We start from the raw sequence: 26,291 nt of genomic DNA, 5'->3' as shown, positions 1-26,291 counted from the left end.
CCGGCGCCGTCGGGCGCCGACGCGGTCGTCGCCGCCCGTGCGACGTCGTGACTCGCCGCTCCGGTGAAGGAAAGGCCTTTGTCTCGCGCGGCCGGCGTTCGGAGTATGAGTGCCCCCGAGGAGGAGTTCTACTCCGAGGAACGCTGGCAGAACTGGCTCGACCGCCTCCGGGACGAGGACCTCGACCCCGAGGACGAGGACTCCGCGCGCCTGCTGTTGAACCTCCAGGACGACGTCGCCATCGCGGTCGCGAAGATCCTGAAGGCCTACGACGAGGGCGACGTCGACCAGGAGGAGGCCCTCGAGGAGCTCGCGGACATCCGCGAGGTCGTGCTCTCCGAGCCCGACTTCGCGGACGAGGACAAGCTGATGCTCGTCGACGGCGTGCAGACGAGCCTGGTCTGCGTGTTCTACAGCGCCGAGCAGTACCTCGCGGACGGCGTCGCCGACGAGGCGTCGCTCGCGGAGTACGTCGAGGCCGCCGTCGAGGCGGAAGCCGAAGAGGACCTCGACCGCGCGCTCGGCCTGACGGCGTGTGCCGGAACGCGGGTCATCGACGGCGAGGAACTCGACATGGCCGTCATCGAGGACGTCGAGTACGGCCTCGTCACGGAGTGGGTGAACGGCCTCGACAGCCTCCAGAGCGCGCTCTCGGACCCCGAGGTCATCGAGGACGACGACTGACGGAGCCCCGGAGCGGTCGCCAGTTGGCCCCCGCGTAGGCGTCGCGTTTATACCACTTCCCCACCGATTCCCCCCAACAGTGCGCTTCAGGGACGACGACAGGGGGGTCACCGTCCAGGTCGGGGCCATCCTCCTGTTCGCCACCATCGTCATCGGGCTCTCCCTCTACCAGGCGACCGTCGTCCCCGCCCAGAACGCCGACGTCGAGTACAAGCACAGCCAGACCGTCCAGAACCAGATGACCGACGTCCGGAACGCGCTGCTTCGGACGGCCGCCTCTGGGAACTCTCAGCCCGTGTCGGTGACGCTCGGTACGCAGTACCCGTCCCGCGTCTTCCTGATGAATCCGCCGCCGGCGACCGGGACGCTGCGGACGGGGAGCTACGACGACGGGACGGTCTCCGTGTCGAACGTCGTCGCTACGAACGACGAGACTGCGGACTTCCTCGACGGCTCGTGGACCGCGTCGACGAAGTACCTCGCGTACGAGCCGAGCTACCACGAGTACGACAACGCGCCGGACCTGCGGTACGAGTCCTCGGTGCTGTCGAACTACTATCCGGGCGACGACACCGCCATCCCGCTCACCGACCAGCTGGTGGTGGACGACGAGACGCGGACCGTCACGCTCGTGACGCTGAACGGCTCGCTGAGCACGACGCGCGCGGAGTCGGTGAGCGTCACGCCGGAGTCCCTGAGCGCGCCGTACCAGCGCGTGCAGGTCACGAACGACACGAGCGACCCCGTCGAAGTCTCGCTGCCCACGGTCGTCTCCGCGAGCCGACTGGAGAACCGCACCGACCTCGGCGACCGCCCCGGCGTGGTCGACGTGCGCGACCATCCCACACAGGACGACCGCGTCGTCGTCGAAGTGGACTGGAACGGCACGTTCACGCTCCAGACCGCGCGCGTCGGCGTCGGCAGCGGCACGGAGAACCCCGAGCCGCACTACCTGACGCTCGTCGAGAACCGCGGCGACCGCGTCACCGTCGAGGCCCGCGACCGGTTCAACAACGCCGAGAGCGGCGTCGAGGTGGAAGTGAACGAGTCGACTCCGCCGAACCTCTTCGAGGACCAACAGCAGGTCACGGACGAGGACGGGCGAGCGACGTTCGAGGTGGACGGAAACAAGCAGGGTGACGCGACGCTGTCCATCCTGGACAACGCCGACGCACGCGAACGCGTGTCCGTCGAGGTCGACGGCAGCGGTGGCGGAGGCGGTGGCGGGGGCGGTGGCGACGGTGGTGACGGAGGCGACGGGGGCGATGGCGAGAGCAGTGCCGCGCAGATGGAATTGGTCCCCGATAGCGGGGACACGTTCTGGGGAGGAAACTCCAGAGTGTCGTTCGACGTCGAGAACACGGGCAGCGATTCGGTCGGCGTGGAAGCCGTCACACTCGAGAGCGTGTCGGCCGGGCAGGTGGCGGAGTTGTCCGAGACACAGACGGGAAGCAACGCCCAGGGCCAACACGAAGTATTCGTCTCAGCGTCCTCGGACGGCATCCTCGAGATGGACGGAACACCGTACTACGAGGACGAGGGAACCCCGTTGCCGTTCACTGAGCGTGAGCCGATGACAGAAGATGCGACAGTGAACGGGGAGACGGCGGCTACGGTCTACCTCAGTGCATTCCGGAACAACGGCGGGAACGAGGTGGACATGCGCGACGAGACAGTTGAGATCACGCTGCACTACGCCGACGGCAGTTCGGAGACGTACACTGTCGAAGTAAACTGAACGCTTTTCGACCACTGTCGAAGTACCTATCGACAAAGCCATAAGACCGGTCGGACTAACGGGCGAACATGACCAGCGTCGGCATCGACGCCATCGAGGTGCGGACCGGGCGGCTGAAACTCGACCTCGCGGAGACGTTCGCGCCGGAGAAGGGCGACGACCCCGCGAAGTACACGAAGGGCCTGGGGCTGTTCGCGTCGTCGTTCCCCGACGCCTACGAGGACATCGTGACGATGGGCGCGAACGCCGCGTACAGCCTGATGGAGCGCGAGGGCCTCGAGCCCGAGGACATCGGGCGCATCGACGTGGCGACGGAGTCGGCGTTCGACAACTCGAAGCCGGTGTCGACGTACATCGCCGGCTGCCTCGAGGAGGTCTACGACGGGGACTTCCACCACGCGAACAAGGGCGAGCGGAAGTTCGCGTGCATCGCGGGCACCCAGAGCCTCGACGACGCGGTGAACTGGATTCTCGCGGGGCGGAACCGCGGCCGCGGCGCGCTCGTCGTCGCGACCGACACCGCGCTGTACGCGCGGGACTCCTCGGGCGAAGCGACCCAGGGCGCGGGCGCGGTCGCGATGTACATCACCGAGGACCCCGACGTCGTCGAACTCTCCACCGAGCAGGGGTACGGCTCCGCGGACGAGACTGACTTCCTGAAGCCGAACCAGCAGTTCCCGAGCGTGGACGGCAAGCGCTCGATGCAGGTGTACCTCGCGCGGATGCGGGAGGCCCTCGAGGACTTCGAGCGCGCCGCGGGCGACACCCACCCCGACGACTACGCGTACATCCCGTTCCACACGCCGTTCCCGGGGATGGTGCGGAAGGCCGCCGTGCTCGGCTACCGGCACATGATCCGCGGGACGGAAGTCGAGGACGAGCTCGCCGCGGACATCGGCCGGCAGCCGCGCCGCGAGGACTTCGACTCCCGCGAGGAGTTCGACGACGCCATCAGCACGTACGTCGACGACCTCACGGAGACGGACGCGTACCGCGAGTGGTACGCCGACACCATCGAGCCGACGCTGTCGATCTCCAGCCAGGTCGGCAACTGGTACACGGGCTCGGTGCACATCGCGCGCGTGAGCGCGCTCATGCACGCCGCCGAGAACGACGTCGACCTCGCCGGCCAGGAGCTGCTCGTGGCGTCCTACGGCTCGGGCGCGCAGGCCGAGATCCACGCGGAGACCGTCCAGCCCGGGTTCGTCGACGAGGTCGCACAGCTCGACGTCGACGACCAGATCGACGACCGCTACGACATCACCTTCGAGGAGTACGAGCAGATCCACGACCGCCACAACCACGAGAAGAGCGTGGAGCTGGAGCCGTTCACCCAGCCCGAGGGCGAGTTCGTCTTCGACGGCTGGGGGCCGATGAACGAGCGCAAGTACACGTTCGTCGAGTAGCGGGCCGGCATCGCGGCTGTTTCTGGAGGGCGTCGGCGGCGTCCGCCGGCGGTTTCGACGCGCGTCGTCAGCGAACGGGTCCGGTGAGCGCCTGCGGCAGGGGGTGCGTCGTCAGTCCTGCGTTGGCGCGGCGGCGTCGGCGGACTGCGCGGCGTCAGCGAGGTCGGGGTAGTCGTCGACGCCGGCGTACGCGACGAGCTGTTCGCCGAGGTCGCGGGTGCGGTCGGCGAGGGCGGGGTCGGTGAGTTCGCCGTCCGCGACGTGGCTGCTGGCGTTGGGGATGGCGACCTGGAGGGGGAGCGCCCACGCGTCGACGGCGCGACACACCGTGCGGAGGTGGCCGAGCGCCTGCCGCGGGAAGCGCCCGCCGGCGACGGACAGCAGGCCGACGGCTTTGCCGCCGAGTTCGTCGCGGCCGCAGTAGTCGAGGGCGTTCTTCAGGGGTGCCGCGTAGCTGCCGTGGTACATGGGGGTCCCGAGCAGGACGGCGTCGGCCGCGGCGACGTCCGCGCGGAGGCGTGGGCCGTCGCCGGCGTCGCGGTCGTCGCCGTCCCGCGGCGGCAGGTCGTAGTCCCGGAGGTCGACGAGGTGCGTGGTGGCGCCGGCGCCCGCGGCGGCGTCGAGGGCGGTCCGGAGGGCGGTTCTGGTCGCGCTGTCGTCGCTGAGGCTGCCACAGACGGCGGCGACGTGGACGTCTCGGTGCATCGCTCTCACGGCTCAGAACACGGAGTAGCGGCACAAAAACGCTCGCTGAAGGCAGTTATTGTACTCTCGGTTACGTGAATCGAGTTCGGGGCCGGCGAGCCACCCAAAGACCCAACGGGGCCGGTCGCGAACGCACCGCCGAGATGCGCGACGACCGCTCGCCCGCGCCGCGGACGTTCGGCTCGCTGCCGCCGGCCGCGGCGCTCCAGTTGCTCGGCAGCGAGGTGCGCGCGGAGATCCTGTGGGCGCTCAGCGAGGCGCGCGGCGAGGACGGCCCGCCCGCGCTGTCGTTCTCGGAGCTCCGCGCCCGCGTGGACGCGGACATGGACAGCAGCCAGTTCAACTACCACCTCCAGGAGCTCGTTGGGCAGTTCGTGGAGCGCCGCGGCGAGTCCGGTGCGGCGGAGTCCCAGCTCGTCGAAGGGATGGCCGGCGACCACGGCGAGGGGTACGCGCTCCGGCCGGAGGGGACGACGCTGACGCGGACGGTGCGCGCGATGAGCGTCGCCGGCGACGCGGAGATCGAGCCGTTCGACGTCGGGCTGGAGTGCCACGTCTGCGGCGGGGCGGTGGAGGCCGCGTACGCGAACGCCATCTTCAGCGTCCAGTGTCCGGACTGCGAGTACCTCTACGACTACAACCTGACGCCGCCGGGCGTCGTCGACGGTGACGGCGACGTGGTGCTGTCGCGGGTGGCGCGGTACAACCGCCACGTGCGGGCGGCGTTCGCCGACGGCGTGTGTCCGTACTGCGCGCACGACGTGACGACGACGTTCGCGGACGCCGCGGAGACCGCCTACCCGGGCCGCGAGCACCGCGAGGTGTTCGTCCACCGGGCGTGCGAGCACTGCGGGAACCGGGACAACCTCACGGTCGGCGAGGCGGTCCTGACCGACCCCGACCTGGTCTCGTTCTGTCGCGAGCGCGGCGTGGACGTCACGTCGACGCCCATCTGGGAGCTGGCGTTCGCGGCGACAGACCACGCCACGACGGTGCTGTCCCGGGACCCGTGGCGCGTCGCGGTCGAGGTGGCCCTCGAGGGGGACGCGCTGGAGCTGGTCGTGGACGAGTCGCTGTCGGTCGTCGAGCGGACGTACTCGTGACTCGCGGTTGCGCGAGCGGACGTGCCCGTGGCTGCGTGGCGTCGGCGTCGCGGGGAAGCGGCGGCTGCGGGGCTACTCGGTGAGCCGGTCGAACCACGGACTCCCCTGCTGTCGGATCTGGAGGGCTATCGACCCGAGGAGCGCGACGAGGGCGCCCGTGGCGTAGACGTACGGGTCGAAGCTGGCGAGCACCGGTGTGCCCGCGAGGCTGGCTCCCGTCGAGACGAGTCCGAGGACGACGACGCCGAGGTAGTACTCGCTCCATGAGAGGTCGCCGCGTTCGACGACCTCGAGGTAGACGTCGAGCTCGCGAGCGCGCGAGCCGAGGTCGACCTGCTTGGAGGTGTCGTCGTACTCGACGACCCCGAGCGAGTCGAGCTTCGGGAGGTGGTTCTGGTGGAGCGTCACGTAGACGCTCTGGCGGACCTCCCTGGGCGCCGGGGACTCCCCGGACTCCGCGGCCGCGATGTCGTCGGCGAGCGACCGCAGGTCCCGCGGAGTCTCGTCGGCCAGTAGTTCGAGCGCGCGCCAGCGCCGGTCGTTGCTGAGTACGTCGTGGATCTCCGCCCTGTCGAGCGGACGGTCTCGTTCGCGTGATTCGAGCATCGAAATCCCCCCTCGCGCGATGGCGAACACCCCCGTGTTCGTGGATTGCCACCACGCAGCACGTACCACGAACGTCGACGGGGTATAGTTACCTCCCGACAACCGTTTCGCGCCGCGAACATTTCCCTCGAGGTGGGACGGAACTGACACGAAGAACTATTGTCCGAGTTCGTGAACGTCGACGGCATGGGGGAGGACAGCGACGCCGTCGACGTGCTGGTGTTCGCGCTGGAGCGCCGGCGGGCGCTCGACGCGCTCGCCGACGGCGGCGGGACGCGCGGGGACGTGGAGGACGCCCTCGGGGTGTCGCGGTCGACAGCCCACCGCGTCGTGACGGAGCTGGCGTCCCTCGACCTGGCCGTTCGGCGCGACGGGCGGTACGAACTCACGTCCTTCGGCCGCGTCGTCGCCCACGAGGCGTCGAGAGCGGCGAGGACGGTCGCGGTCGCCGACAGGCTCGCGCCGCTGCTGGAGACGTTCGAGCACGCGAGCGAGCGGATCGAACTCCAGCACTTCGACGACGCGTCGGTGACGACGCCCGAGCCCGGGGACCCGTACCGGCCGATGCGGCGCCTCCTTGACCTCGTCGAGGACGCCGCGCGCGTCGTGGAGTTCGCGCCGACGATGCCGGAGCCCGCGTACCTGCGGGCGCTGTACGACTGCGCGCAGTCCGGCCTCGACGCGGACGTGCTGTATCCGCCGGAGGTCGTCGACCGCCTCGAGCGCGAGCACGAGGGCGCGCTGGTGCGAGCGCTGAACGACGGCGCGCTCGCGCTCCGCGTGGCCGACGTTCCCGCGTTCCGACTGGTGGTCGCGGACGACCGCGTCTACCTCGGCGGCTACAACGAGGACGCCTCCGGCCTGCGCGTGGTCGCGGACACGGACGCCGCGGACGCCGTCGAGTGGGCGAGAGCGTGCTTCCGCAGGCACTGGCGCGCGGCGACGCCGTACGACGCGTACCGCGAGACCGAGTGACGCCGGACCGCGCCGAGCGCCGCGACCGAGACGCCGTCAGTCGGCCGCGGTCTCGTTCTCGGCGGTCGTCGTGGTCGTCGCGGTCGACGGCGATGTCGGCGTCTCCGTCGTGGTCGACGGGGACTCGGTGGTCTCCGGCAATTCGGTCGTGGTCGACGGCTGCTGTGTCGTGGTCTCGGGCGGCTCCGTCGTGGTCTGGTCGGTAGTCGGCGGCCCGGTCGTCTCGGTTCCGTTCCCCGCCTGGGTTCCGTTCGCCGAACCGGTCGACTGGGGAGTCGTCGCGTTGGCCGTCGTCTCGTTGTCGAGGTCGACAGCGGTGACACTCCCCTCCCCGTCGGTCGTTCCGACGTCGAACGGGACGGAGACCGTCTCGGCGTCCGTGAGCGCGGCGACCGTGAACCCGCCGGCGAACGCCGCCAGCAGGACGCACGCGACCGCGGCGAGCGCGAGCGCGTCACGCGTCACCGCCGTCACCCCCGTCGAAGCCGGCGTCGGCCGCGCCGCCGTCGGTCGCCGCGTCCGGCCGCTCGGCGTTGACGTCGCCGGACTCGCCCGACGGTCCCCCACCGAACAGCAACACCGTGCCCACCAGTGCGAGGACTGTCACGGCCCCGGCGAGGACGCCGACGTGGACCGGCGTCGGGCGCTGGTAGGCGACGTAGCCGCTGTAGGCGGTGAACGTCGCGAACGTGACGCCGGTCAGCCGCAGGTCCGTCGACGTGACCGTGAACGCGTCCGACTCCGCCTCGACTGCGGCGTCCGCGGCCGACGCGGCGTCAGCGGGCGCGTCGCGTGCGTCCGGGGCCGGGCCGTCGACGGACTCGTCCGCGGTGGTCTCGCCGCCGCCGCTCGCCGCGAACGCGTACAGCTCGGAGACGAGGAACGCGGCGACGGGCAGGCCGACCAGCACGGCGATCCCCGTGGGCGTGTTCGCGAACAGGACGACGTGTCCGACGAGCGGCAGGACGAACCAGACCTCGCCGGTGACGTTCTCCGCCGGCACCGGCTGCGGGTCGGGGTCGCTGTTGGCGTCGCCCTTCGTGCGGAACGCGAGGCCGTCCTCGCGGTCGAGGACCTCGACGACCCGGTGCGTGACGGGCGTGGACTCGCCCGCCCGGACGAACGTGACGACGTCGCCCTCGTCGATGGACGCCGGGTCGACGTCCTTCACGACGACGGCGTCCCCCGGCGAGATCTCGGGCTCCATGCTCCCGGAGAGCACGACGTAGCTGGCGTCCGCGCCGACGACGGCCGGCACGGCCTGCACGACGAACGCCGCGACGACGACGACCGCGAGCACGGACGCGAGCGCGCTCGCGACGCGGCGAGCGGACGGACGGTTCACCGCGACCACCTCGACGGCGGTGCGAACGACGACGGCTGTCGGTGTGTCACTGCCATGGGTTCGTGGGTTCCGTGTTGCGGCACTGTCTGGCGGCCAGTTCGAGGTCGACGGCCAGCGACTCGCCGGCCACCGACCCGGGGTCGGCGAGCTCCCAGTCGAGTTCGAGGCTCGCGGGCTCGCAGCCGACGCAGTCGTCGCCGGAGCCGAGCCGGACGCCGTCGGCGTACTCGTCGAGCAGCTCCGATAGCGAGCCCTCGTACAGCGTGGCGTCGTCCCCGCCCCAGGTCGGCGCGTACGCCAGCGAGACGTCCAGGGCGTCGGCCAGCGGCGCGTCGGCGTCGCCGAGGGGGCGCAGCCAGACGCGACCGGGGTTCTCGCAGGCGCGGAACGCGACGGTCGTCTCGCCCGACGCGTCGCCGCCGTCCGGGTCGACGGTCGGTAACGGGACGGTGACGCCGGACTCGGCGGCGAACGTCGACGGGAACGAGCCGTCCTGGGGCGGCTCGTGTGTCGTCTCGCCGCCGACCGTCGAGCGCGCCGCGACCTCGAGGTCGAGGCTGCCGGACGCGAGCGTGCTCCCCCGGAACCGTTCGCGGTCCGAGAGGAGGGCGTGAGCGCCGACGCCGGCCGCGCCGCCGAGCGTCGCAGCGCCGGCTACCGTCGCGACTCGCAGAATCGATCGCCGCGTTCGTTCCACCACTACCGTCCACCCCCGGTTCCCTGTCCGGACACGGGCCTCGGTACGCGGATCGTGGGCATAGTAATTGACCGACTTACCGTTTCAACCGGTGGTTTAACCGGCCGTGTGGGGGTCACGACGGGTCACACGGCTCCACCGTGAACGCGAGGTCGGTCGCCACGCTGTCCCCCTGGATCCGGTTGCCGGCGGTCGCGGGCAGCGCCCACTCGACGCCGACGCAGACGCCGTCGTCGCTCGCCAGGCAGTCCCCGCCGAGTCGCACGCCGTCGGCGAGCGCGGCGTCGGCGTCCAGCAGCGAGCCGTCGACGAGCGTCGACTCCGCGGTGTCGCGGTCGCCGTCGCAGGCGCCGAGGCCCGGGACGCCGAACGACCCCGTGTCGTACCAGACCGCGACGTCGAGGGCGTCGCCGAGTTCGCCGCGGTCGGGCGTCTCGTCGCCGGCCGCGCGCTCGGGCTCGTTGCGGCCGTTCTCGGCGTTCTCCGTGACGGCGAGCGAGAACAGGACGCGGGCGCCGCCGCCGGTCTCCGGCCGCACGCGGAACGCCAGCGACCCCGAGTCGCCGGGCTGGGCGTTCCCCACGTGCAACACCGGGCCGTCCGCGTCCTCGTCGCCGTCCTCGCGGACGGCGCCGTTGTACGTCTCCCGCCAGTCGACGCGCACGGTCGGGTCGCTCCCCACCGTCGCGGTCTGCTCGTAGGCGACCGCGTTCGAGGACAGCGCGGTCACGCCGACGAGCGCGGCGCTGCCCGCGCCGGCGACCGCGCCGAGCAGCTGGCGGCGGCTCAGGTCCATGGTCACGTCCCGTCCGGCCCGCCAGCGTCGTTGTGGCGGCACTGCTCGGCGTGGAACCCGAGGTCGAAGCGCACCGAGTCGGTCTGGACCTCGTTGCCGACGTCGGTCGGCAGCCACCACGCGAACCCGAGGTAGTGGTCCGTCGACGGCTCGAAACAGCAGTCCTCGTCGCCGTTCCCGCCGCCGCCGTCCGTCGAGACGGCGAGACAGAAGTCGACGTGGCTGATGTCCTGGCCGGTCGGCGTCTGGAGTTCCGTGTCCTCGTCGCTCATCGCGCCGACGGCGCCGTCGTCCTCGCTGAAGTCGTCGTCGCCGTCCGCGTTGTCGTAGCTGTAGACGTTCGCGCCCTCGTTGCCGCCCTTCACGACGACTTTCGCGACGCAGTAGCCCTCGTCGCTGTCGAGCTCCCAGTCGGTGACCGTCTGCTCGTCGTCCACGAGGGCCGTGGTCACGGTGATCTCCCCGTACTCCGTGCTGTATGTCGTCTCGCCGCTCTCCGGGAGGTTGCCTTCTGGCGCCTCGTCGGTCTTCAGGCCCTGGATCAGCCCGAAATCCGCGCACTTCGGGTTCTGGTCGATCTCGACCTCGGTCGGCCCCTCGGTCGCCGGCGTGTCCACGGTGACGGTCTCGCCGGACGCGTGCACGCTGTCGTAGTCCTTCTCGTCGGGGCAGTCGCCGGCGGGCGGCTCCACGGCCCCCCCGTCGCCGCCGGGACAGAGCTGGACGCCGTCGCCGTCCTCGAGGAGTACCAGGAGCTCCCCGAGCGAGAGCGCGGGCGTGAGGTAGCTCGGGTCGTCGCCGCCGACCTCGGGGACGTTGTCGCCGTCGTCGTACCAGAGCCGCGTCTGGATCGCGTCCAGCAGCTCGCCCTCGGTCCCGGGGTCGTCGACGGTGCCGTCCTCGCCGTCGGCGTCCGCCTCCGGTCCGGTCACCCCGTTCTCGGCGTTCTCGCGGAGCGCGCCCGTCAGCCACACGTACCCGGGGTTGCCACAGAGGTGGTAGCTCAGCGTCACCTCGCCGAAGTCCCCTGGCTCGACGTCGTCGAGGGCGACCAGCGGCTTCGGCTCGCCGGCCTCGCCGTCCCACGTGTCGTCGTTCTCGGTCCGGAGTCCCTCGGTCGGGTCGAGGTCCGCGGACGCGTCGGCGCCGTCCTCGCAGACGTACCGGACGCCCTCATCCGTGGTCTCGCCCGGCTCGCTCGCGAACGCGTCCTGCACGCGGTCGTCGTCCGGGTCGGGGTACGCCTCGATTGCCGTCGCGTCCATGTACTCAGCGAGGTCGTCCTCGTGCACCCAGACCATCGGGTGTTCGGGGTCCGGCAGCGCGACGTACCCGTCGTCGCCGGGCTCGGTCCGCGTGACGTCCAGGCCGTCCGTCGGGTCGGCGAAGCCGTACGCCTGGGGGTGCGAGTAGTGCTCGGCCCAGTCGACTTTCAGGTCGAGCGTCCCCGCCGCGAGGACGTTGTCCTCGAAGGACTCCGTGTCGTTGAGGTACGCCGACGTCCCGAAGCCCGCGGCGGCCGACGCCGCGCCGACCGCGCCGAGGCCGGCCAGCACGCGCCGCCGCGAGAGCGCGAATCCGTCTCCCGTCGTGTCTGCGTTCGTCATGTATCGGGTTCCCTCCTGGGGACGCCCACCGGCGGAGTCGAACCGCCGCGCCGCGGGTCGGCCGCGAAATCGGGGGTCACGCCGCGACAGGCACCGGCGTGGGTCGAGTGCGCCATCGTCACGAGTTCGCGAACGGCGCGTCGTTGTGGCGGACCTGTTCGGCGTCGAACCGCATCGTGAACGTCAGCGAGTCGCCCTGAATCTCGTTGCCGACCGACGGCGGGAGTTCCAGGAGCTGGTAGAACCACGCGGCGTCACCCTGTGTGCCGACCTCAAGCGGGTCTCCCGTGGACGGGTCCCGAAGCAGGACGCCCGACTTGTAGACATCGTGGGCTTCGTTCATGGTCGTGTAGTGGGCGCCACTCGACGTTTCGCCGTCCTCGTCGGGCGTTTCGTAACTGCCGAGGTCGGAGTCGTTGTTGTCGGTCGTTTCGTCGAGGCCCTCCAGGTACTGGCGGGGGTCGCCCCCTCCGAGGCTTTCGTATGACGACCAGACAGTCGACAGAAGTGCGTCACCGAGGTCACCCGGTGAGGACGTGTCGGTCTCCGGTTCCGGGTTCTCACCTTCTTCGTTCACGTAGTCGTCGTCGTCAGACGTGACCTGTACGTACCCGGGATTGGCGACGACTTCCGGGTTCCACTCGAGGATGAGCCAGTCACCGGGCTTCATGTCGTCGACCGTGATTGTGACTTCGTTCCCGTCCGCGGTGTCCTTCGGCGTGATCGTCGTGTTGTCGCGTACGATCTCGTTCGCGTGCTCAATGTTGTCCACGGTGACTCGAAGATTGAGCGCGCCAGCTTCCACGGTGTTGTCCGTGAACGACTCCGTGTCGTTGAGGTACGCGCTCGTGCCGAGTCCCGCCGCCGCGCCTGCCGCGCCGACCGTCGCGAGGCCGGCGAGCACGCGGCGCCTCGTCAGTTCGTGTCCTTCTCCTTTCATTTTCCTCATCCCCCTTCCGGGGAACGCTCACGGGCGGAGTCGAACCGCCCGGCGCGTCGCCGCGCCGCACCCGCGTGAGTCGCGGTGACCGTCTGGGCCACCAGTCGCTGGTCGTCGATTCGGCTACGCGTTCGTCCGAGCGCCGTCGTTGTGGCGGCACTGCTCGGCGTAGAACCCGAGGTCGAACTCGACGGTGTCGCCCTGGATCTCGTTGCCGACGTCCGTCGGCACCCACCACCGCATCCCGATGCAGTGGCCGGAGCGCGCCTCGAAGCAGTCCCGGTCCTCGTGGGTGTCGCCCGCGCCGTACGGCATGTCGCCGTCGCCGTCCAGCGGAATCATGCCTTCGTTGCGGTCGATGATGTCCATCGCTTCCGCGAGCGTGACGGGGTCGTCGTGCTCGCCGTCGCCGACGCCGAGGATGACCTGCTCGCCGGTGATGACCACCGAGGCGATCTGGTTGTAGATCTCCTCGAGGTTCTCCGAATCGGCAGCCGTGTAGGCGTCGTCGGGGTTCGACGCGATGCCCTCCATGAATTCCTCGTCGGCGCCGTCGCCGAGCGCGATGGTGAAGATGCGGATGCCCTCGTCCTTCGCGTCGTCAGCGGCGTCCTCCGCGTCACCCTCGTCGCTCGGTTCGCCATCGCTGAGGACGATCATGACCTTGTTCGCACCGTCAGTGGCGTTGGTGCCGTCGAGAAGTTCGTCGGTGGCAGTCGTGATGCCATCGTCCATGTCCGTGGAGCCACTGGCGGAGTAGTCGTCGATGGCGTCCTTGACGGCATCGTAGTCCGTCGTCAGTTCCTGGTCGAGGGTCGAACCGTTCGCGAACGACACTGCTGCAGCTTCGTCCGGACTCGCGAGTTCGTCGAGGAAGCTCTTCGCAGCGGTCTTCAGGTCGTCGATGGAGTCGTCCATCGAGCCGGAGACGTCGCTGACGAGAGCGACCTCAAGTTCCTGACCCTGCTCGCCGCCCTCGCGGTCGAGCTGGTTGTCGCAGTCCTCGTCGTACCAGAGTTCGACGAAGGTGTTCTCGGCGAGCTCGCCGTCGTCTTCCTCGTCGCCCTCCAGTTCTTCTTCCTCGGGTTCGGTCGTCACGCCTCCGGTCTGACTGAAGTTGTCGGCCATCAGCCAGACGTACCCGGGGTTGTCACACAGGTGGAGGCTGAACGTGATCTCGCCCTCGTCGCCGGGCTTCACGTCGCCGAGTTCGACCAGGTGCTCCTGATCTTCGCCGAAGTTGTAGTTGTGGTCGAGGTTGCCACAGGTGAGGTGGTCGACGATGTTCCGCTCGTCGTCGCTGTACCGGTGAACGGCATCGTCGACCTCGATGGACTGCTCGCCGTCCTCGTCGTGGTCGGGGTGGGCGTTCACGAACTCCCAGGACTCGCTGGCGCCGTAGTAGGACTGCTGCCAGTCGACCTTGAGGTCGAGCGTCCCGGCCGTGATGGTGTTTTCTTCGAACGATTCCGTGTCGTTGAGGTACGCCGACGTGCCGAGGCCCGCGCCCGCCCCCGCCGCACCGATTGCGCCGAGGCTCGCGAGCACCTTCCGCCGCGTCAGCTCGATTTTCTCTGCGGTCATCTGTACCCCCCTCCTGGGGGAGACCCACCGGCGGAGTCGAACCGCCGTCGCGCGCCTGCGTGGGTGGAGCGGCTCCGCTGGGAGCCGTCAGTCGTCGGCTGCCGGTCCGCTGCCGTCGTTGTGGCGGCACTGCTCGGCGTAGAAGCCGAGGTCGAAGCTCACCGTGTCGCCCTGGATCTCGTTGCCGACGTCCGTCGGCAGCCACCACGCGAACCCGACGTAGTGGCTCACGCCAGGCACGAAGCACTCGCGGCTCTCCGAGGACGGGTCGTCCTCGAGTTCGTCGAACTCACTGGCGCGGTTCCCGTCGAGTGGGATGCCGTCCCCGGACGCGAGCCGCTCGAGGTCCTCATCGAGGGTGCCGCGGCGGAACACCTCGCCGCAGAACGCGCCCGCGGTCATGTCGCCGAAGTCGTAGTCGTAGGCGTCGCCGTCGAGCGTCATCGAGTACGACTCGGTGATGCTGCCGTCGGTCCGGTCGACGACGTGGATCTCGTCGTTGTCGCGGTCGGACGCGACGATGTCGCCGGTGCCTGCGTCGCGGATGGCGAGGCCCGTGATCCGCTCGTCTTTCTCGCCGATGTTGTCCTCGTCGACGGGAACTGCAGTCGGGTCGCTGCCCGGGTCGTCGACCCTGTAGAGGCCGTCCTCGTCGGTGTTCGCCGTCCAGATGTACATCGTGCCGTCCGAGGAGAACACGAGGTCCGCTCCAGAGAGGTCGATACCAGTGTCGCCCTGGGACGTGGCAGAGGGGCCCGACGGGTCGACCGTGTAGAGTTCGTTCGTGTCCTGGCTCGCCGCCCAGAGCGTCCCGGTCGGGGAGTACCCGGCGAGGACAATTCCTCCCGGATCGCCCGAAATCTCTCCCTCGTCGGTGAACGTGTCGGCGTCGATGTCGTACGTCCCCAGGTGGCCAGACTCCTTGTCGTAGAACAGGACCTCGTCGCCGTTGGGCGTCGCGGCGATCGCGTCCGTCTGGTTGAAGTCGTCGTCGCTGTACTCGCCGGGGCCCAGGAGCTCGGTCAGCTCCGCCTCGTCAGTGTCGTCGTTCAGCGCGACCTCGAACAGGGTCGTCGGATTGGTCCCGCTGTCGGCCAGGTACAGCTTCTCCTCGCACCCGGTCTGGAGGACGTTGTCGCCCCGCGAGTCGTACCACCAGACGGTCCGGATGTTCTCGGCGAGTTCGGGGTCCTCCGGAGTGTCGTCTACTTCGGCTTCGGGTTCAGTGAGGCCATTCTCGGACTCCGAGACGTTCGCCGCCTGCAGCCACACGTACCCGGGGTTGTCGCAGAGGTGGAAGCTCAGCGTGAGCTCGCCGAAGTCACCGGGCTTGACGTCCGTGAGGTTGACGAGCGGGTTGACGTCATCGCCGGTGACCGTGTCCTCGTTGTCCGTCCGCGTCGCCGGCCCGTCCTGCGGTTCCAGGTCCGCGTCGACGTCGGCGCCGTCCTCGCAAGCAGCGTACGTGAAGTCCACGTCGTCGTTCTCGTACTCGACTTCCTGGCTGCCGTCGTTGTTCGGGTCCGGGAACGCCTCGATGGCGGTGGCGTCCATGAACTCCGGGATGTCGTCCCCGGAGAGCCAGACCTGTGGGTCGTCGGGATCGGGGAACCCGACCGCGCCGTCGCCCGGGTCGCTGTACGCGACGAGGTCGCTGCCGCTGGAGCCGTCGTAGTAGTGCTCCTCCCAGTCGACCTTGAGGTCGAGCGTCCCGGCCGCGATGGTGTTGTTCTCGAACGACTCCGTGTCGTTGAGGTACGCGCTCGTACCGAGGCCGGCCGCCGCCGATGCGAGGCCGACGCCGCCGAGCCCGGCGAGCACGCGCCGCCGTGAGAGTTCGAACGTGTGGTCTGTCATGATTGCTCCCCCTCCGGGGAAGACCCACCGACGGAGTCGAACCGCCGAGGCCGGCGAGGCCTGCGACCTGCGTGGGAGGATGGCATCACTTCGAGTCACCTACGCAGCGTCCGAACCACGGCCCTCACAGTTGCAGTCCACTCCGCCACAGAGGAGCAATCCGACCGGATTTGCGCCCCCGTTCGCGTCGTCGGCGTTCTCGACTTCTGCGATGAGCGTGTGCTCGCCGGGAGCGATCTCCTGTTCGAAAGTCTCCATGGCCGCATACGTCTCGGTGTCCATCGGGCCGCCAAGCGTACCGATCTCGTTCTCGTCTGAGACCGAATCGAGGTAGAACGACGCATGGTTGTCGGTCGCGGCGTCGAATAGCAACGTACACGGGCCGCCACCGGCCGGCGTCTCCTCCAGATCGACCTCGAAAGACGTCTCGAACGTGTACGTTCCCACCGGGTCCACATCGCCGTTGGCGTCCGTGTTCCCGTCGTCAGGCGGTGCAACCCACGAACAGTCTTCGGCTGGCTCGACCCAGCGCTCGTGAGGTGTCTGTACGACCGCATCCCCGGTCTGTGGGCCGCTAGAAATCGACCAGTCCGCGATACCGGTACTCAGGTCGAGTGACCGTGGGTCACAGCCGTCGTTGTGCCGGCACTGCTCCGTGTAGAACCCGAGGTCGAAGCTGAGTGTATCGCCTTGAATGACGTTGCCGACCTCGTCGGGCACCCACCAGTGAACGCCGATACAGTACTGCTTGTCACCGTCGAAGCAGTTGCGAGAGACGGCGCCGGCGGGAATGTTCCACCCGTTAATCCCGCCGTTACTCAGCGGAATCAGGCCGTCTGCATTCTGGAGTTCCGAACGCGCCTGTGCGAGCGTGACATCGTCAGTGTGTACGCCGTCGCCGTCGCCGAGGATTATGGCCTCGTCGTCATCGAACTCGTTGTCGCAATCGGTATCGTACCAGATCTCGACGTAGAGATTCTCTGCGAGTTCGCCCTCGTCGGGCGTAGGTTCTGGTTCCGGCGTGTCGCCCGGGCCCTCCTCGATGTTGTTCAGCGTCATCCAGACGAAACCCGGGTTGTCACAGAGGTGCAGGCTGAACGTGACCTCACCCTCGTCACCGGGCTTGACGTCGCCCAAGTCGACGAGGTGGTCCTGGTCCGTGATCGGGCCCGGGGTGGAACGCTCGGGCGATTCGAACACGTCTTCATCGAGTTCCGAACCGCTCTCCAGTTGGCTACACTCGAGGGTCAGCGGCTCTCCGGGCGCGTACTCGTTCGTGTCTGAGGTCGACTGCCAGCCGTCGTCGTCGTGGTCGGGATACGCGTTGACCGGCACACGCCCGTCAGGTCCGGTGTACGTCTGCTGCCAGTCGACTTTGAGGTCGAGCGTCCCGGCCGTGATGCTGTTACCTTCGAACGACTCCGTGTCGTTGAGGTACGCGCTCGTGCCGAGGCCGGCCGCCGCCGACGCGAGGCCGACGCCGCCGAGCCCGGCGAGCACGCGCCGCCGCGTGAGTTCGAACGTGTGATCTGTCATTGGTGGCCCCCTCCTCGGGGAGGACCCACCGGCGGAGTCGAACCGCCGAGGTGCCAGCGTGGGTCGGGTCAGTTCGCGAGCGCTGCGCCTACTCGAAGACCACGTCGAAGGCGACGCCCTCCTGGCCGCCGGCGTAGTCGTCCTGGAGAGTGACTGTCGCTTCGCCGCTGAGTTCGAACGAAGTCGAGCCGTCGAGCGCCGTGTTCACGACAAGGTGACGGACCTGGCGGCCGTCTCCGTCGTTGGTCGCGGTGACGCTGGTCGGGCCGCTCAGCGAGACGGAATCCCCGTCGATGCTGAGACTGTCGATGGAGGCCTCGACGTTGGCCTCGTCGGCCTTCCCCTGGATTGCCATCCGGCCGTCCGGCTGGGGGTCGTCGATGGTGTCCGAGATGGTGGTTCCGTCGAACGTGAACGTCAGCTCGTCGCTGGACTCGTCGTACTCGACGGAGTAGTCGACCGTATCACCGCTCGTCCACACGTGGTTCTCCTGTGCGAACTCGCCGGACACACCGGGTTCGTCGCCGACGGCGAGCTCCCAGGCTCCGGAGGAACCGTTGTTCCCGTAGCGCGCACGAGCACCGGCACTCGAGGTGCCGTCGCCGTTGAACTCTTGGGTCTGCTTCGCGAAGTCGTCGCCGGTCTCCGTGGTGATGCCGCACGGGTTGTCCGTGCCGTCGTTGTGGCGGCACTGCTGGGCGTAGAACTGGACGTCGAACTCGAGGCTGTCGCCCTGGATCTCGTTGCCGACCGACGTCGGCACCTCCCAGTCCAGGCAGATGCAGTAGTTTTCTTCATCGCTGTCCGTGCCGACGAAGCACTCCTGCTCGCCCGGTTCGTAGAAGCCGACAGTGTCGTCGTTGTCGTTGTTGTCGTCGTTATCGTCGTCCGGACCGTCTGCGTCGCCGTCCAGCGGGAGGCCCGTCTGGGCCATCGCGAGGAACTCCGCGAGCGTCCCCGACCAGATCGTGGCGACCTCGTCGACGTCGTCGGGGTCGAAGTCGTCCCCGATGTCGTCGTCGAGTTCGCAGTACTTGACGTCGACCTCGATGTTCTCCTCGAGTTCGCCCTCGCCGTTGTCGTCCTCTGGTTCGGGTTCTGTGTAGCCGTTCTCGCTGCTGTCCGTGAGTTCCCCACAGAGCCAGAGGTACGCGGGGTTGGTCTCGATGCGCGGACAGAACGCGACGATGCCGCTGTCGCCGGGCTTGACGTCGCCGAGCTCGGAGGAGACGGCCTCGCCGTCGGCCGTGCCCGAGACCTCGCCGGTGCCTGCGGACCCCTGGTTCCAGTAGGAGTAGTAGTCGACGAGCAGGTCGAGCTCGCCGGCGGTCATCACGTTGTCTTCGAACGATTCCGTGTCGCTCAGATACGCGGACGTGCCGAGGCCCGCGGCGGCTCCGGCGACACCGATTGTGCCGAGGCCGCCGAGGACGCGGCGCCGCGTGAGTTCGATTTGCTTCTTCGACATGGGTGGTGGCCCGACGGTCGGGGTCGGGCGCTACCACAACCCACTGATAGATACCCCCATAGCTAATCGCGAGATTGGCGAACGGAACGACCCGTTCGACGTTCCTAAACCCGGTATTCAGGGATTTTAGCGGGCGGTTCGAAGCGGTTAGTCACCCGTCTATACCTGGTCGGTAGAGGTAAGAAAGCGGATAAATAAGCGGTATGCTGTCGCCCGTGGGCGTATGGCGCTCACGCGACCCACGTCGCTGCCCGAGACGGAGATCCACGACATCCTGCGGAACGACCGCCGCCGTCGCGTACTCGAACACCTCAGGGAGTCGGTGGGCAGCGTGACCGTCCGGGAGCTCTCCGAGGCCATCGCCGCCCACGAGGCCGGCGAGTCGCCGGCGCCGCGGCCGCTCCGGGAGAGCGTCTACAACTCGCTCCACCAGACCCACCTCCCGAAGCTCGACAGCGAGGGCGTCGTCGAGTACGACGAGCACCGGAAGACGGTGGAGCTGCAGGCGCGCGCACGCGACGTGAACGTCTACATGGAGGTCGTGACGAAGTACGGCGTGACGTGGGCGGACTACTACCGGACGCTCGCGACGCTCGCGCTCGCGCTGGTCGTCGCCAGCGACCTCGGCGTCCCGCTGGTCGCGGCGGTGCCCGGGCTGCTGTGGGCGAGCGTCGCGCTCGCGGCCATCGCCGGGTCGACCGCCTACCAGCTGTGGACGCGGCGGTGGACGTACCTCCGGCCGCTGCTGGACTGAGCGCTCGGCGAGCGCGGCCGCCGGGAGCGCGAGTCAGGACTCGTCGTCCGGCAGCGGCGCCTCGAAGACGCGCGCGCCACAGGACGTACAGGACGCCGCGACCACGGGGACGGACCGACAGCAGGACTCGACGGTCTCCTCGCCGAGTTCGACGCGGCCGTCGCAGACCGAACACCGGTCGAGCCAGAGCCGGAGGCCGGCCAGCAGGCGCGTGCGCTCGGCGAACTCGCGGTCGGGCCACTCGGGGTCGGCGTCGGCGAGCGCGGCGGCGCCGGCGGCGTCCGCGACGAACGCGGCGCGGGACGGCCACTGCGCGACCGTCGTGCCGGAGACGCGCGCGACGACGGACTCGCCGCGGAACTCCACGTCGGCGGGGTCCTCAACCGAGTCGGGGAGGAGGCGGCCGACGGCGGCGTCGAGGTCCGCGGCGGCGGCCGCCATCTCGGAGCGCCACGCGGTCCGGAACACGGAGTCCAGGCAGAGGTCGTCGCGGTCGGCACAGGGGGTGAGCGCGCCGGCGTCGCGGAGCGCGGACTCCGGGTCGAAGTCGCGGTCGGCGTCGTCGACGCCGTCGTCGGCCGCGTCGGCGGCGGGGCCGCCGTGCTCGAAGTACGCGAGCACGCGGTCGGGGAGCAGCCGCTGGGTGAGCGTCGGCGTCCCGGGGACGACGTAGCCGCGGGCGTACACGAGCGCGACGCCGACGACGGCGACGCCGACGCCGGCAGCGAGCGTGCTCCAGGCGGCCGCCGCGGCGCTGGCGGCCGCGACGACGACGAGATTGACGGCTGTACACGGCAGACAGCGGTTCTCCCCGGTGTACTCCGGACGCCGGAGCGCGGCGACCGCGCGACGACCCTCCATACCAACGGAGTGGGGCGTCGACCGAGTTAGGTATCACCCCGCTAACGGGGCTGAACGGCGAGTTAAACCGGCGCCGCGGCGGGCCTCAGGCGAGGTCGCGGAGCGCGTCGAGCATGTCCTCGAGGCTCGCTTCGGTGACGGCCAGCGAGTAGCCGTCGCGCTGTGCGAGCTCGGGCGCGTGCTCCCAGAGGTCCTCGGGGGAGAGGCCGTGCAGGAGGACGGCGTTCGGCGTGGGGTTGACGACGCGCAGCGCGATGCCGGTGCTCTCGCCGCGCGTGACGCTCGTGAACGCGAGCACGCGGCTCGTGGACTGGCCGTACAGCCGGTAGAACTCGTCGGCGCGCAGGCGCTTGATCGCCTGGATGGAGTCGATGACGGTGTGGCCCGTGATCTGGTCGCGGTCGCCGGCGACGACCTCGGTGGCGTCGACGGCGTCGTAGAGGTCGTCGAGTTCGACCGCGGTGGGGTACTCCTGGAGGTCGAGGACGACGTCGCTGTCGAAGCCGGCGGAGAGCACGCGCGTGTACTGGCGGACGTGGTCGCCGCCGCGGCGCTCGTCGACGTCCAGCAGCGCCTCGACGAGCCGGCGGACCAGGGCGATGCCGGGGCTCTCGCGGCGCCCGCTCTCGTAGTCGGAGACGACAGACGACGAAACGTCGAGCTCGTCGGCGAGCTCGGTCTGGGTCACCTCGAAGTCCGTGCGCCACTTCCGCAGCGTCGCGCCCGGGTCGTCGCTGAGGGTGATCTCGCCGGCGATTCGCTCCGCGAGGTCGCCGCGCGGGTCGTCGGGCATGGCGTCGACTCGGGTACCGCCCGGCAAAAGCGTACCGGAGGGAGTTCGACACGTGCCGAACCCGAGCCGGGCGGACGGCGCCTCCGGCCCGGCGGCGCAAGACACATCTACGTGTGTGACACACCCACACGCATGGTCTCGACGGTCGTCCACGTCTCGGTCGGCGCGCTCGTCGCCGCCGCGCTCCTCCGGTGGTTCGACGCGAAGTCCCTGGCGGTCGTCTGCGCGTTCGCCGCGTTCCCCGACCTCGACACGTTCCTCGGCGTCTGGGTCCCCGGCGGCCACCGCGCCCTCCTCCACACGCTGCTCGTCCCCGCGGTCCTCGGCGCGGTCGTCTACTGGGACGCGCGGCGCGCGGACTCCTGGCTGCGCGGACGCTTCGGCCAGCGCGGCCCGCACGTCGCCGCCGTCGGCGTGCTCGCGCTGACGTTCGGCGGCATCCTCCCGGACCTGACGGCCAACGGCGTGAACCTCCTCTACCCCGTCCACGACCGCTTCTACACGTTCTCGGGGAGACTCCACCTCTCCAGCACCGAGGGCGTCGTCCAGACGTTCGTCGACTTCGCCGACGAACCCGGTGGCGGCGGCACCGTCGGCGGCACGACCGAGAACACCCACTACTACACCGGCGTCGACGTCGAACGGGGGCCGGACCCCGCCGACGCCGAGCGCGTGTTCCCCGTCGTCTCCTCGGGGATGGAACTCGTCGTGGTGCTGACCGCGGCGCTCGGCGTCGCCGGCCGGTTCCGCGAGCAGAAGCGCTAACGGCACGCGGCGCGACGCTCGCGCATGGTCAGACCGTACGAGGACGCGGACGCGGACGCGCTCTGGGCGCTCAAGCGCGGCTTCGAGACCGGGCTCGGCGAGGGGACCGGCGGCGACGAGAAGGCCGCCGCCTACGAGGCGAAGCTCACCGACGGCTACCGCGACCGGTGGCTGGACTGGGTCGACCGCTGTGTCGCCGAGGACGAGCGCTGCGTGCAGGTCGCGCCGGCCGACGACGGACGCGGGACCGACCGCGCGCTCGCCGGCTACGTCTTCGTGCTCCCGGCGTCGATGGCGTTCGTCTGGGACGCCGCCGTCCTGAACGAGGTGTACGTCCGGCCCGCGGACAGGGGGACGGGCGTCGCCGACGACCTGATGGACGCGGCGCTCGCGTTCGCTCGCGACCAGGACCTGCCGCTGGACCGGCTGGTGCTGGACGTCGACCGCGAGAACGACCGCGCGCGAGCGTTCTACGACCGGTACGGCTTCGAGCACTGGGGCGAGCTGGTCTCCCGGGAGCTCTGAGCGCTACGACGCCGCCGTCGCGGCGCCGAGCGCGCCGCCGAGCGCGCCGAACCCCAGCGGGTAGAGGAGGCCGGCCAGCAGCACGCCGAGCGCGTAGTCGACGTGCATCGTCGCGCCGCCCGCCGAGTACCGGAACGCGACGAGCCCCACCACGGCGAGCAGGACGTAGCCCGCCGCGACGGTCCCGCCGGCGCGCGCGCCGTCGCTCGCCGTGGCGGCGCCGGCGCGCCGCGCGACCGCGAACCCCGCGACGGCCAGCAGCAGCGGCGGCAGCAGGTAGAGGAGCACGGGCGCGTTCCCGTCCGCGATGAAGTTCCGGGAGACGCGGCCGCCGCCGAGCGCGGGGTGTGTCACGGCGACGTTGTGCGCGTTGTAGTACAGCCACCCGACGGCGGTCCACGCCGGCACCGGGTCGCCGCCGAGGAACTCCACGATAGCGTTGTACGCCTCGAGGCTGTCTCGGACCGCGTCGGCCTGCCAGAGGTACGTCAGGACGTAACCGACGGCGTACGCGAGTACCCCGGTGACGACACCGCCGCTGACGGACGCCGCGTCGAACCGCTCCGTGGCTCGCTCGGACATAGTACCAGCCCTCGACGCGCAGCGAGAAGTCCTTTGGGGCAGATCTGTCGGTGCCGTGACGGCCACGCGTCGGCGAACCACCGGACGTGCCGGCCCGGTCGCGTCGTCGGACTAGCCGGCGTCGGCCGCCTCACTCGCCCGGACTGCCCGGAGTTGGGCGCCCGGCGTCCCCGGAATGCCCGCCGTCGGGCACCTGGCGGCGCCGGATCACCCGGCGTCGGGCGCCTCGCGCCGACCGGACACCGCGTCGGGGTCGAGCACGAAGAACCCGAACGTCGTCTCCCGGACCGGCTTCTCGAAGATGTCCACGAGCGGGATGTCCACGCGCTGGAGGCCAGCGAGCACGTCCGAGGGCACGTCGGCCTCCTCGACCGGCTGCAGGTCGCCGGTCGCGACGACGCTCTGCCAGCCGTCCTCGGTCTCGTCGTACGTGACGAAGCTCACCGTCCCGGCGTCGTAGTCGGGCTTCTGGGAGTCCGGCTGGTAGGCCAGCCGGAAGTAGAACCACCCCTCCTGGGCGTCGTAGCCGTAGGACACCGGCAGCGAGTGCGGCGGGTCACCCGGGAACGAGATGACGCCCGTGCCGCCCGCGCCCAGGAACGCGTCGACGTCCTCCCGCGACAGCTCGACCGTTCGAGTATCGGCCATACTGTTCTGTTCGGCAGCGACCACGAAAACTGTGGGGGACGGCGCCGCCAGCGGTCGCGGACGGCTGGCTCAGTCAGCGAACTCCCCCCGGTCGAGCACGCTCTCCGCAACCACTAAACGCGGTTCCCACCTAGCCCAGAACAATGGTAGACTGGACGGAGAAGTATGTGAAATCGTGTGTATATCGTGTTGACAACCAGCGGGGTGGAGTTCACTGACTTGTTCAAACAGCCAGTCAAATGAAGTTCAAAGAAGGATTCAGTAGGCGCACCTCGACCAGTCTTTATCTGTAAAGAACTACGTCTCCCGAATATCTGGCGCATAAGAACTGGTCTCCACTAAACCAACTACTATGGATGAAGACATTAACGACGCGATGGAGGTATTCCATTCAGTTCGTGACCACGACTATAACGAACTCCGCAACGATATTGCTGGGTTGAGGGCCCGCGTTCAAGCGATGAATGCCGCGATTGAAGAACTGAGTGAACTTGAAAATGAGATTCAGGGAGAAGGCTGGGCTTGGATTCCTGAAGGAGATGAAGAACACTCGAAGCGGGAGGACCTACTCATTGATATTCTGAGAGTCGTTGATGATGGGTATCTCTCTTCTGCTTGGGCCCTCCGTGAAACGCTCAAATCTCTAAAAATCGACCACGCATCAGAGTCGGGCAAAGCCGACTCTCTGCACGAGAAATACGAAGACGAAAGTCGGGCAGTGATGGGTTTGAGAATCTACTCTCACCACGGTAACAGCCTTCCAATAAGAATCATCAATGACACAACCGGTAATGAAACCGGGGGTGGTGCGGAAGTACGTCAAAAAATTGGCGTACGCGTTGACGACGTATGGGAAAAGAAAGGTGGTGAATATCACACGTCTCCAGACAACCACTATGGCCATCTTGACACGGACTTCATCCATCTCCCTACTTTCCTAGCGCGGCATTTCGAGAAGGCAGACGGCCTAGTTGACGAGTTCACTGAGGTGGTTCTTCAGGAGAATTCGGATATGGTTCAGGACTACCAAAGCATACAAGCGAAGCTTGGCTCGTTGTTGGACTCCGGTGCCCACAACCGTTATTGAGTACCATTCTTTCCCTGTTGTTTATATCACACAGATAAGTAACGGGGGAGTGTGGCAAATACTCGCCTAGACGCCGCACTACAGGCTATCGGCGACGGTGCTCGACTCGAACAACTTGCTTCAGACCTCCTGAGACGAGAGGGGTACTCGGTAGACCCTACCGGAACACGCGGACCTGACGGCGGTCGTGATTCGTTACTCTCTATCGACAACGAACAGGGTATTCTACATTGTAGCGTAGCAGAGGAGTGGGAGTCAAAAATCAAATCGGACGTGGAAAGTGCGAGAAACCGTCCTGAAGATTTTGAATTCTTCCTCTTCGCGACAATACAGAATCCGGCAGGGATAATGCGTGACCGAGTTGAAGAAGAAATTGCAGAGGAGTACGGTTGGCGAGTACGGATATACGATTTCGAGCGGCTTCGTAACCGGCTGATGGGCAACCGTGAGAATCACGACCTCGCACGAGAGCACCTAAGCGTTGACCCAGGACACGCCTTCGACGACATTTCTAGTCAAATAAATGACCGATGCGAGTCGTTCTTAGAACGCCTCCACGAACGAGAAGCGCCATATGGGTCAATCCGTTCCGACTTACCCTTCGCCGCTGTCCATATCATTCCGGCTGAATCATTGAACGACAATTTCGACAGGATAGCAGTAGACCTTCCCGACCCACCGTGTTTCGCTTCCCGTAGTGGTCTCACTCAACGTGTTGGGGATGCCGTTATCACGTGCAACCCAACAGGTCTTGAGGACGAACCATACGCCCATTATACGAGTTTTCACATAGAAGGGTGGATGGAAGCAGTCAGCACCTACGTTGACGTAGCTCAAGCAGATACCCCACAACTCACTTACGGGCTTGACCGATACATTGTTCATTTCGTTGAACAGGCGCTAGAGAGCTATGAGCAGGCCAATATCTATCCGCCGTTCTTTGTTTACATCACTCTCATTGATGCAGCGGACTACACAATGAGTAAACCTCCTCGGATGACTGGTCCTGCTGTTTCACGAGACCTTGGAACAGACGAGTTCCGATTGAATCGAGTGACAATCAAGAGTTATGACGAAGATGTTCCCAACGCACTTCGAAGACCTCTCTATCAGCTTTGGAACCGGGCAGGTTGGTCTACAGGTTCTATCAATTACAACGAATTGGAGGATGACACCGGGGAAATACGCTACGAGTGGGACCCTTACGCTGAGTGACCTCGGTAAGGAAT

The 26,291-nt window shown here is 68.1% G+C and carries 26 protein-coding genes; 10 read left to right on the top strand and 16 right to left on the bottom strand.

Translation table 11 applies throughout. The annotated features are described in order from the left end of the window. The first annotated feature begins 105 nt into the window (after positions 1–105). From U5911_RS09040 to hmgB, 3 genes are all read left to right on the top strand, one after another. Positions 106–684: a DUF2150 family protein gene (locus U5911_RS09040; protein WP_336036703.1), complete on the top strand. Its 579-nt coding sequence runs from the start codon at positions 106–108 to the stop codon at positions 682–684. A 79-nt stretch (positions 685–763) separates the two neighbouring features. Continuing rightward, positions 764–2,422 carry a hypothetical protein gene (locus U5911_RS09035; protein WP_336036702.1) on the top strand — a complete coding sequence of 553 codons (1,659 nt, stop codon included), beginning with the start codon at positions 764–766 and terminating at the stop codon, positions 2,420–2,422. A gap of 68 nt (positions 2,423–2,490) precedes the next feature. Beyond that, positions 2,491–3,828, top strand: coding sequence for a hydroxymethylglutaryl-CoA synthase (gene hmgB, locus U5911_RS09030; RefSeq protein WP_336036701.1), 1,338 nt, complete (start codon positions 2,491–2,493; stop codon positions 3,826–3,828). 111 nt (positions 3,829–3,939) lie between these two features. Here hmgB and U5911_RS09025 read toward each other — a convergent pair whose 3' ends face one another. Further along, entirely contained in the window at positions 3,940–4,533 is a 594-nt protein-coding gene (locus tag U5911_RS09025; protein ID WP_336036716.1) for an NADPH-dependent FMN reductase, read from the bottom strand. Positions 4,534–4,676: 143 nt separating this feature from the next. Between U5911_RS09025 and U5911_RS09020 the strand changes: the two genes are divergently transcribed. Beyond that, entirely contained in the window at positions 4,677–5,636 is a 960-nt protein-coding gene (locus U5911_RS09020; RefSeq protein WP_336036699.1) for a winged helix-turn-helix domain-containing protein, read from the top strand. A 72-nt stretch (positions 5,637–5,708) separates the two neighbouring features. Here U5911_RS09020 and U5911_RS09015 read toward each other — a convergent pair whose 3' ends face one another. After that, complete coding sequence (locus tag U5911_RS09015) at positions 5,709–6,242, bottom strand: DUF7344 domain-containing protein (protein ID WP_336036698.1); 534 nt, start codon at positions 6,240–6,242, stop codon at positions 5,709–5,711. Between the two features lie 186 nt (positions 6,243–6,428). Here U5911_RS09015 and U5911_RS09010 point away from each other — a divergent pair, with 186 nt between their 5' ends. Continuing rightward, positions 6,429–7,217, top strand: a complete 789-nt coding sequence (locus tag U5911_RS09010) for a helix-turn-helix transcriptional regulator (RefSeq protein ID WP_336036697.1) — start codon at positions 6,429–6,431, stop codon at positions 7,215–7,217. Positions 7,218–7,253: 36 nt separating this feature from the next. Here the strand turns inward: U5911_RS09010 and U5911_RS09005 are convergent, their stop codons facing one another. From U5911_RS09005 to U5911_RS08960, 10 genes are all read right to left on the bottom strand, one after another. Beyond that, positions 7,254–7,682, bottom strand: a complete 429-nt coding sequence (locus U5911_RS09005; protein ID WP_336036695.1) for a hypothetical protein — start codon at positions 7,680–7,682, stop codon at positions 7,254–7,256. Beyond that, the gene (locus U5911_RS09000; RefSeq protein ID WP_336036693.1) at positions 7,672–8,562 is read right to left on the bottom strand and encodes a signal peptidase I; all 891 of its coding nucleotides are present in this window, start codon (positions 8,560–8,562) and stop codon (positions 7,672–7,674) included. The genes U5911_RS09005 and U5911_RS09000 overlap by 11 nt, the downstream gene beginning before the upstream one ends. 46 nt (positions 8,563–8,608) lie before the next feature. Further along, entirely contained in the window at positions 8,609–9,259 is a 651-nt protein-coding gene (locus tag U5911_RS08995) for a hypothetical protein (RefSeq protein WP_336036691.1), read from the bottom strand. 115 nt (positions 9,260–9,374) lie between these two features. Next, positions 9,375–10,055 (bottom strand): hypothetical protein, encoded by a 681-nt coding sequence (locus U5911_RS08990; protein WP_336036690.1) that lies wholly within the window; start codon positions 10,053–10,055, stop codon positions 9,375–9,377. Between the two features lie 2 nt (positions 10,056–10,057). Further along, entirely contained in the window at positions 10,058–11,662 is a 1,605-nt protein-coding gene (locus tag U5911_RS08985; RefSeq protein ID WP_336036689.1) for a SipW-dependent-type signal peptide-containing protein, read from the bottom strand. Between the two features lie 118 nt (positions 11,663–11,780). Beyond that, a complete protein-coding gene (locus U5911_RS08980; protein WP_336036688.1) occupies positions 11,781–12,602 on the bottom strand; it encodes a SipW-dependent-type signal peptide-containing protein in 822 nt (273 codons plus the stop codon). 123 nt (positions 12,603–12,725) lie between these two features. Beyond that, positions 12,726–14,186, bottom strand: a complete 1,461-nt coding sequence (locus U5911_RS08975) for a vWA domain-containing protein (protein WP_336036687.1) — start codon at positions 14,184–14,186, stop codon at positions 12,726–12,728. An 87-nt stretch (positions 14,187–14,273) separates the two neighbouring features. Further along, the gene (locus U5911_RS08970; RefSeq protein ID WP_336036685.1) at positions 14,274–16,043 is read right to left on the bottom strand and encodes a SipW-dependent-type signal peptide-containing protein; all 1,770 of its coding nucleotides are present in this window, start codon (positions 16,041–16,043) and stop codon (positions 14,274–14,276) included. A gap of 99 nt (positions 16,044–16,142) precedes the next feature. Further along, entirely contained in the window at positions 16,143–17,579 is a 1,437-nt protein-coding gene (locus U5911_RS08965; RefSeq protein WP_336036684.1) for a SipW-dependent-type signal peptide-containing protein, read from the bottom strand. 88 nt (positions 17,580–17,667) lie between these two features. Then, a complete protein-coding gene (locus U5911_RS08960; protein ID WP_336036683.1) occupies positions 17,668–19,047 on the bottom strand; it encodes a choice-of-anchor W domain-containing protein in 1,380 nt (459 codons plus the stop codon). Between the two features lie 223 nt (positions 19,048–19,270). Here U5911_RS08960 and U5911_RS08955 point away from each other — a divergent pair, with 223 nt between their 5' ends. Continuing rightward, positions 19,271–19,801, top strand: a complete 531-nt coding sequence (locus tag U5911_RS08955; protein ID WP_336036681.1) for a DUF7344 domain-containing protein — start codon at positions 19,271–19,273, stop codon at positions 19,799–19,801. A gap of 33 nt (positions 19,802–19,834) precedes the next feature. Here the strand turns inward: U5911_RS08955 and U5911_RS08950 are convergent, their stop codons facing one another. Both U5911_RS08950 and U5911_RS08945 read right to left on the bottom strand, forming a co-directional pair. Continuing rightward, on the bottom strand, positions 19,835–20,662 hold the full coding sequence (locus U5911_RS08950; RefSeq protein WP_336036679.1) for a DUF8054 domain-containing protein: 828 nt from the start codon (positions 20,660–20,662) through the stop codon (positions 19,835–19,837). An 85-nt stretch (positions 20,663–20,747) separates the two neighbouring features. Next, complete coding sequence (locus U5911_RS08945) at positions 20,748–21,455, bottom strand: helix-turn-helix domain-containing protein (RefSeq protein ID WP_336036678.1); 708 nt, start codon at positions 21,453–21,455, stop codon at positions 20,748–20,750. A gap of 132 nt (positions 21,456–21,587) precedes the next feature. Here U5911_RS08945 and U5911_RS08940 point away from each other — a divergent pair, with 132 nt between their 5' ends. Both U5911_RS08940 and U5911_RS08935 read left to right on the top strand, forming a co-directional pair. Further along, positions 21,588–22,220 carry a metal-dependent hydrolase gene (locus U5911_RS08940; RefSeq protein WP_336036676.1) on the top strand — a complete coding sequence of 211 codons (633 nt, stop codon included), beginning with the start codon at positions 21,588–21,590 and terminating at the stop codon, positions 22,218–22,220. 24 nt (positions 22,221–22,244) lie between these two features. Continuing rightward, entirely contained in the window at positions 22,245–22,745 is a 501-nt protein-coding gene (locus tag U5911_RS08935; RefSeq protein WP_336036675.1) for a GNAT family N-acetyltransferase, read from the top strand. Positions 22,746–22,748: 3 nt separating this feature from the next. Here the strand turns inward: U5911_RS08935 and U5911_RS08930 are convergent, their stop codons facing one another. Continuing rightward, positions 22,749–23,327 carry a DUF7978 family protein gene (locus U5911_RS08930; RefSeq protein WP_336036673.1) on the bottom strand — a complete coding sequence of 193 codons (579 nt, stop codon included), beginning with the start codon at positions 23,325–23,327 and terminating at the stop codon, positions 22,749–22,751. A gap of 207 nt (positions 23,328–23,534) precedes the next feature. Next, on the bottom strand, positions 23,535–23,975 hold the full coding sequence (locus tag U5911_RS08925) for a pyridoxamine 5'-phosphate oxidase family protein (RefSeq protein WP_336036671.1): 441 nt from the start codon (positions 23,973–23,975) through the stop codon (positions 23,535–23,537). A 352-nt stretch (positions 23,976–24,327) separates the two neighbouring features. Here U5911_RS08925 and U5911_RS08920 point away from each other — a divergent pair, with 352 nt between their 5' ends. Both U5911_RS08920 and U5911_RS08915 read left to right on the top strand, forming a co-directional pair. Continuing rightward, the gene (locus U5911_RS08920; RefSeq protein WP_336036670.1) at positions 24,328–25,062 is read left to right on the top strand and encodes a hypothetical protein; all 735 of its coding nucleotides are present in this window, start codon (positions 24,328–24,330) and stop codon (positions 25,060–25,062) included. A gap of 51 nt (positions 25,063–25,113) precedes the next feature. Further along, on the top strand, positions 25,114–26,277 hold the full coding sequence (locus tag U5911_RS08915) for a hypothetical protein (protein ID WP_336036669.1): 1,164 nt from the start codon (positions 25,114–25,116) through the stop codon (positions 26,275–26,277). The last annotated feature ends 14 nt before the right edge of the window (positions 26,278–26,291 follow it).

Source organism: Halobacterium yunchengense (assembly GCF_037031165.1).
GTDB lineage: Archaea > Halobacteriota > Halobacteria > Halobacteriales > Halobacteriaceae > Halobacterium > Halobacterium yunchengense.
This window is presented reverse-complemented; position numbering and strand designations above follow the sequence as displayed.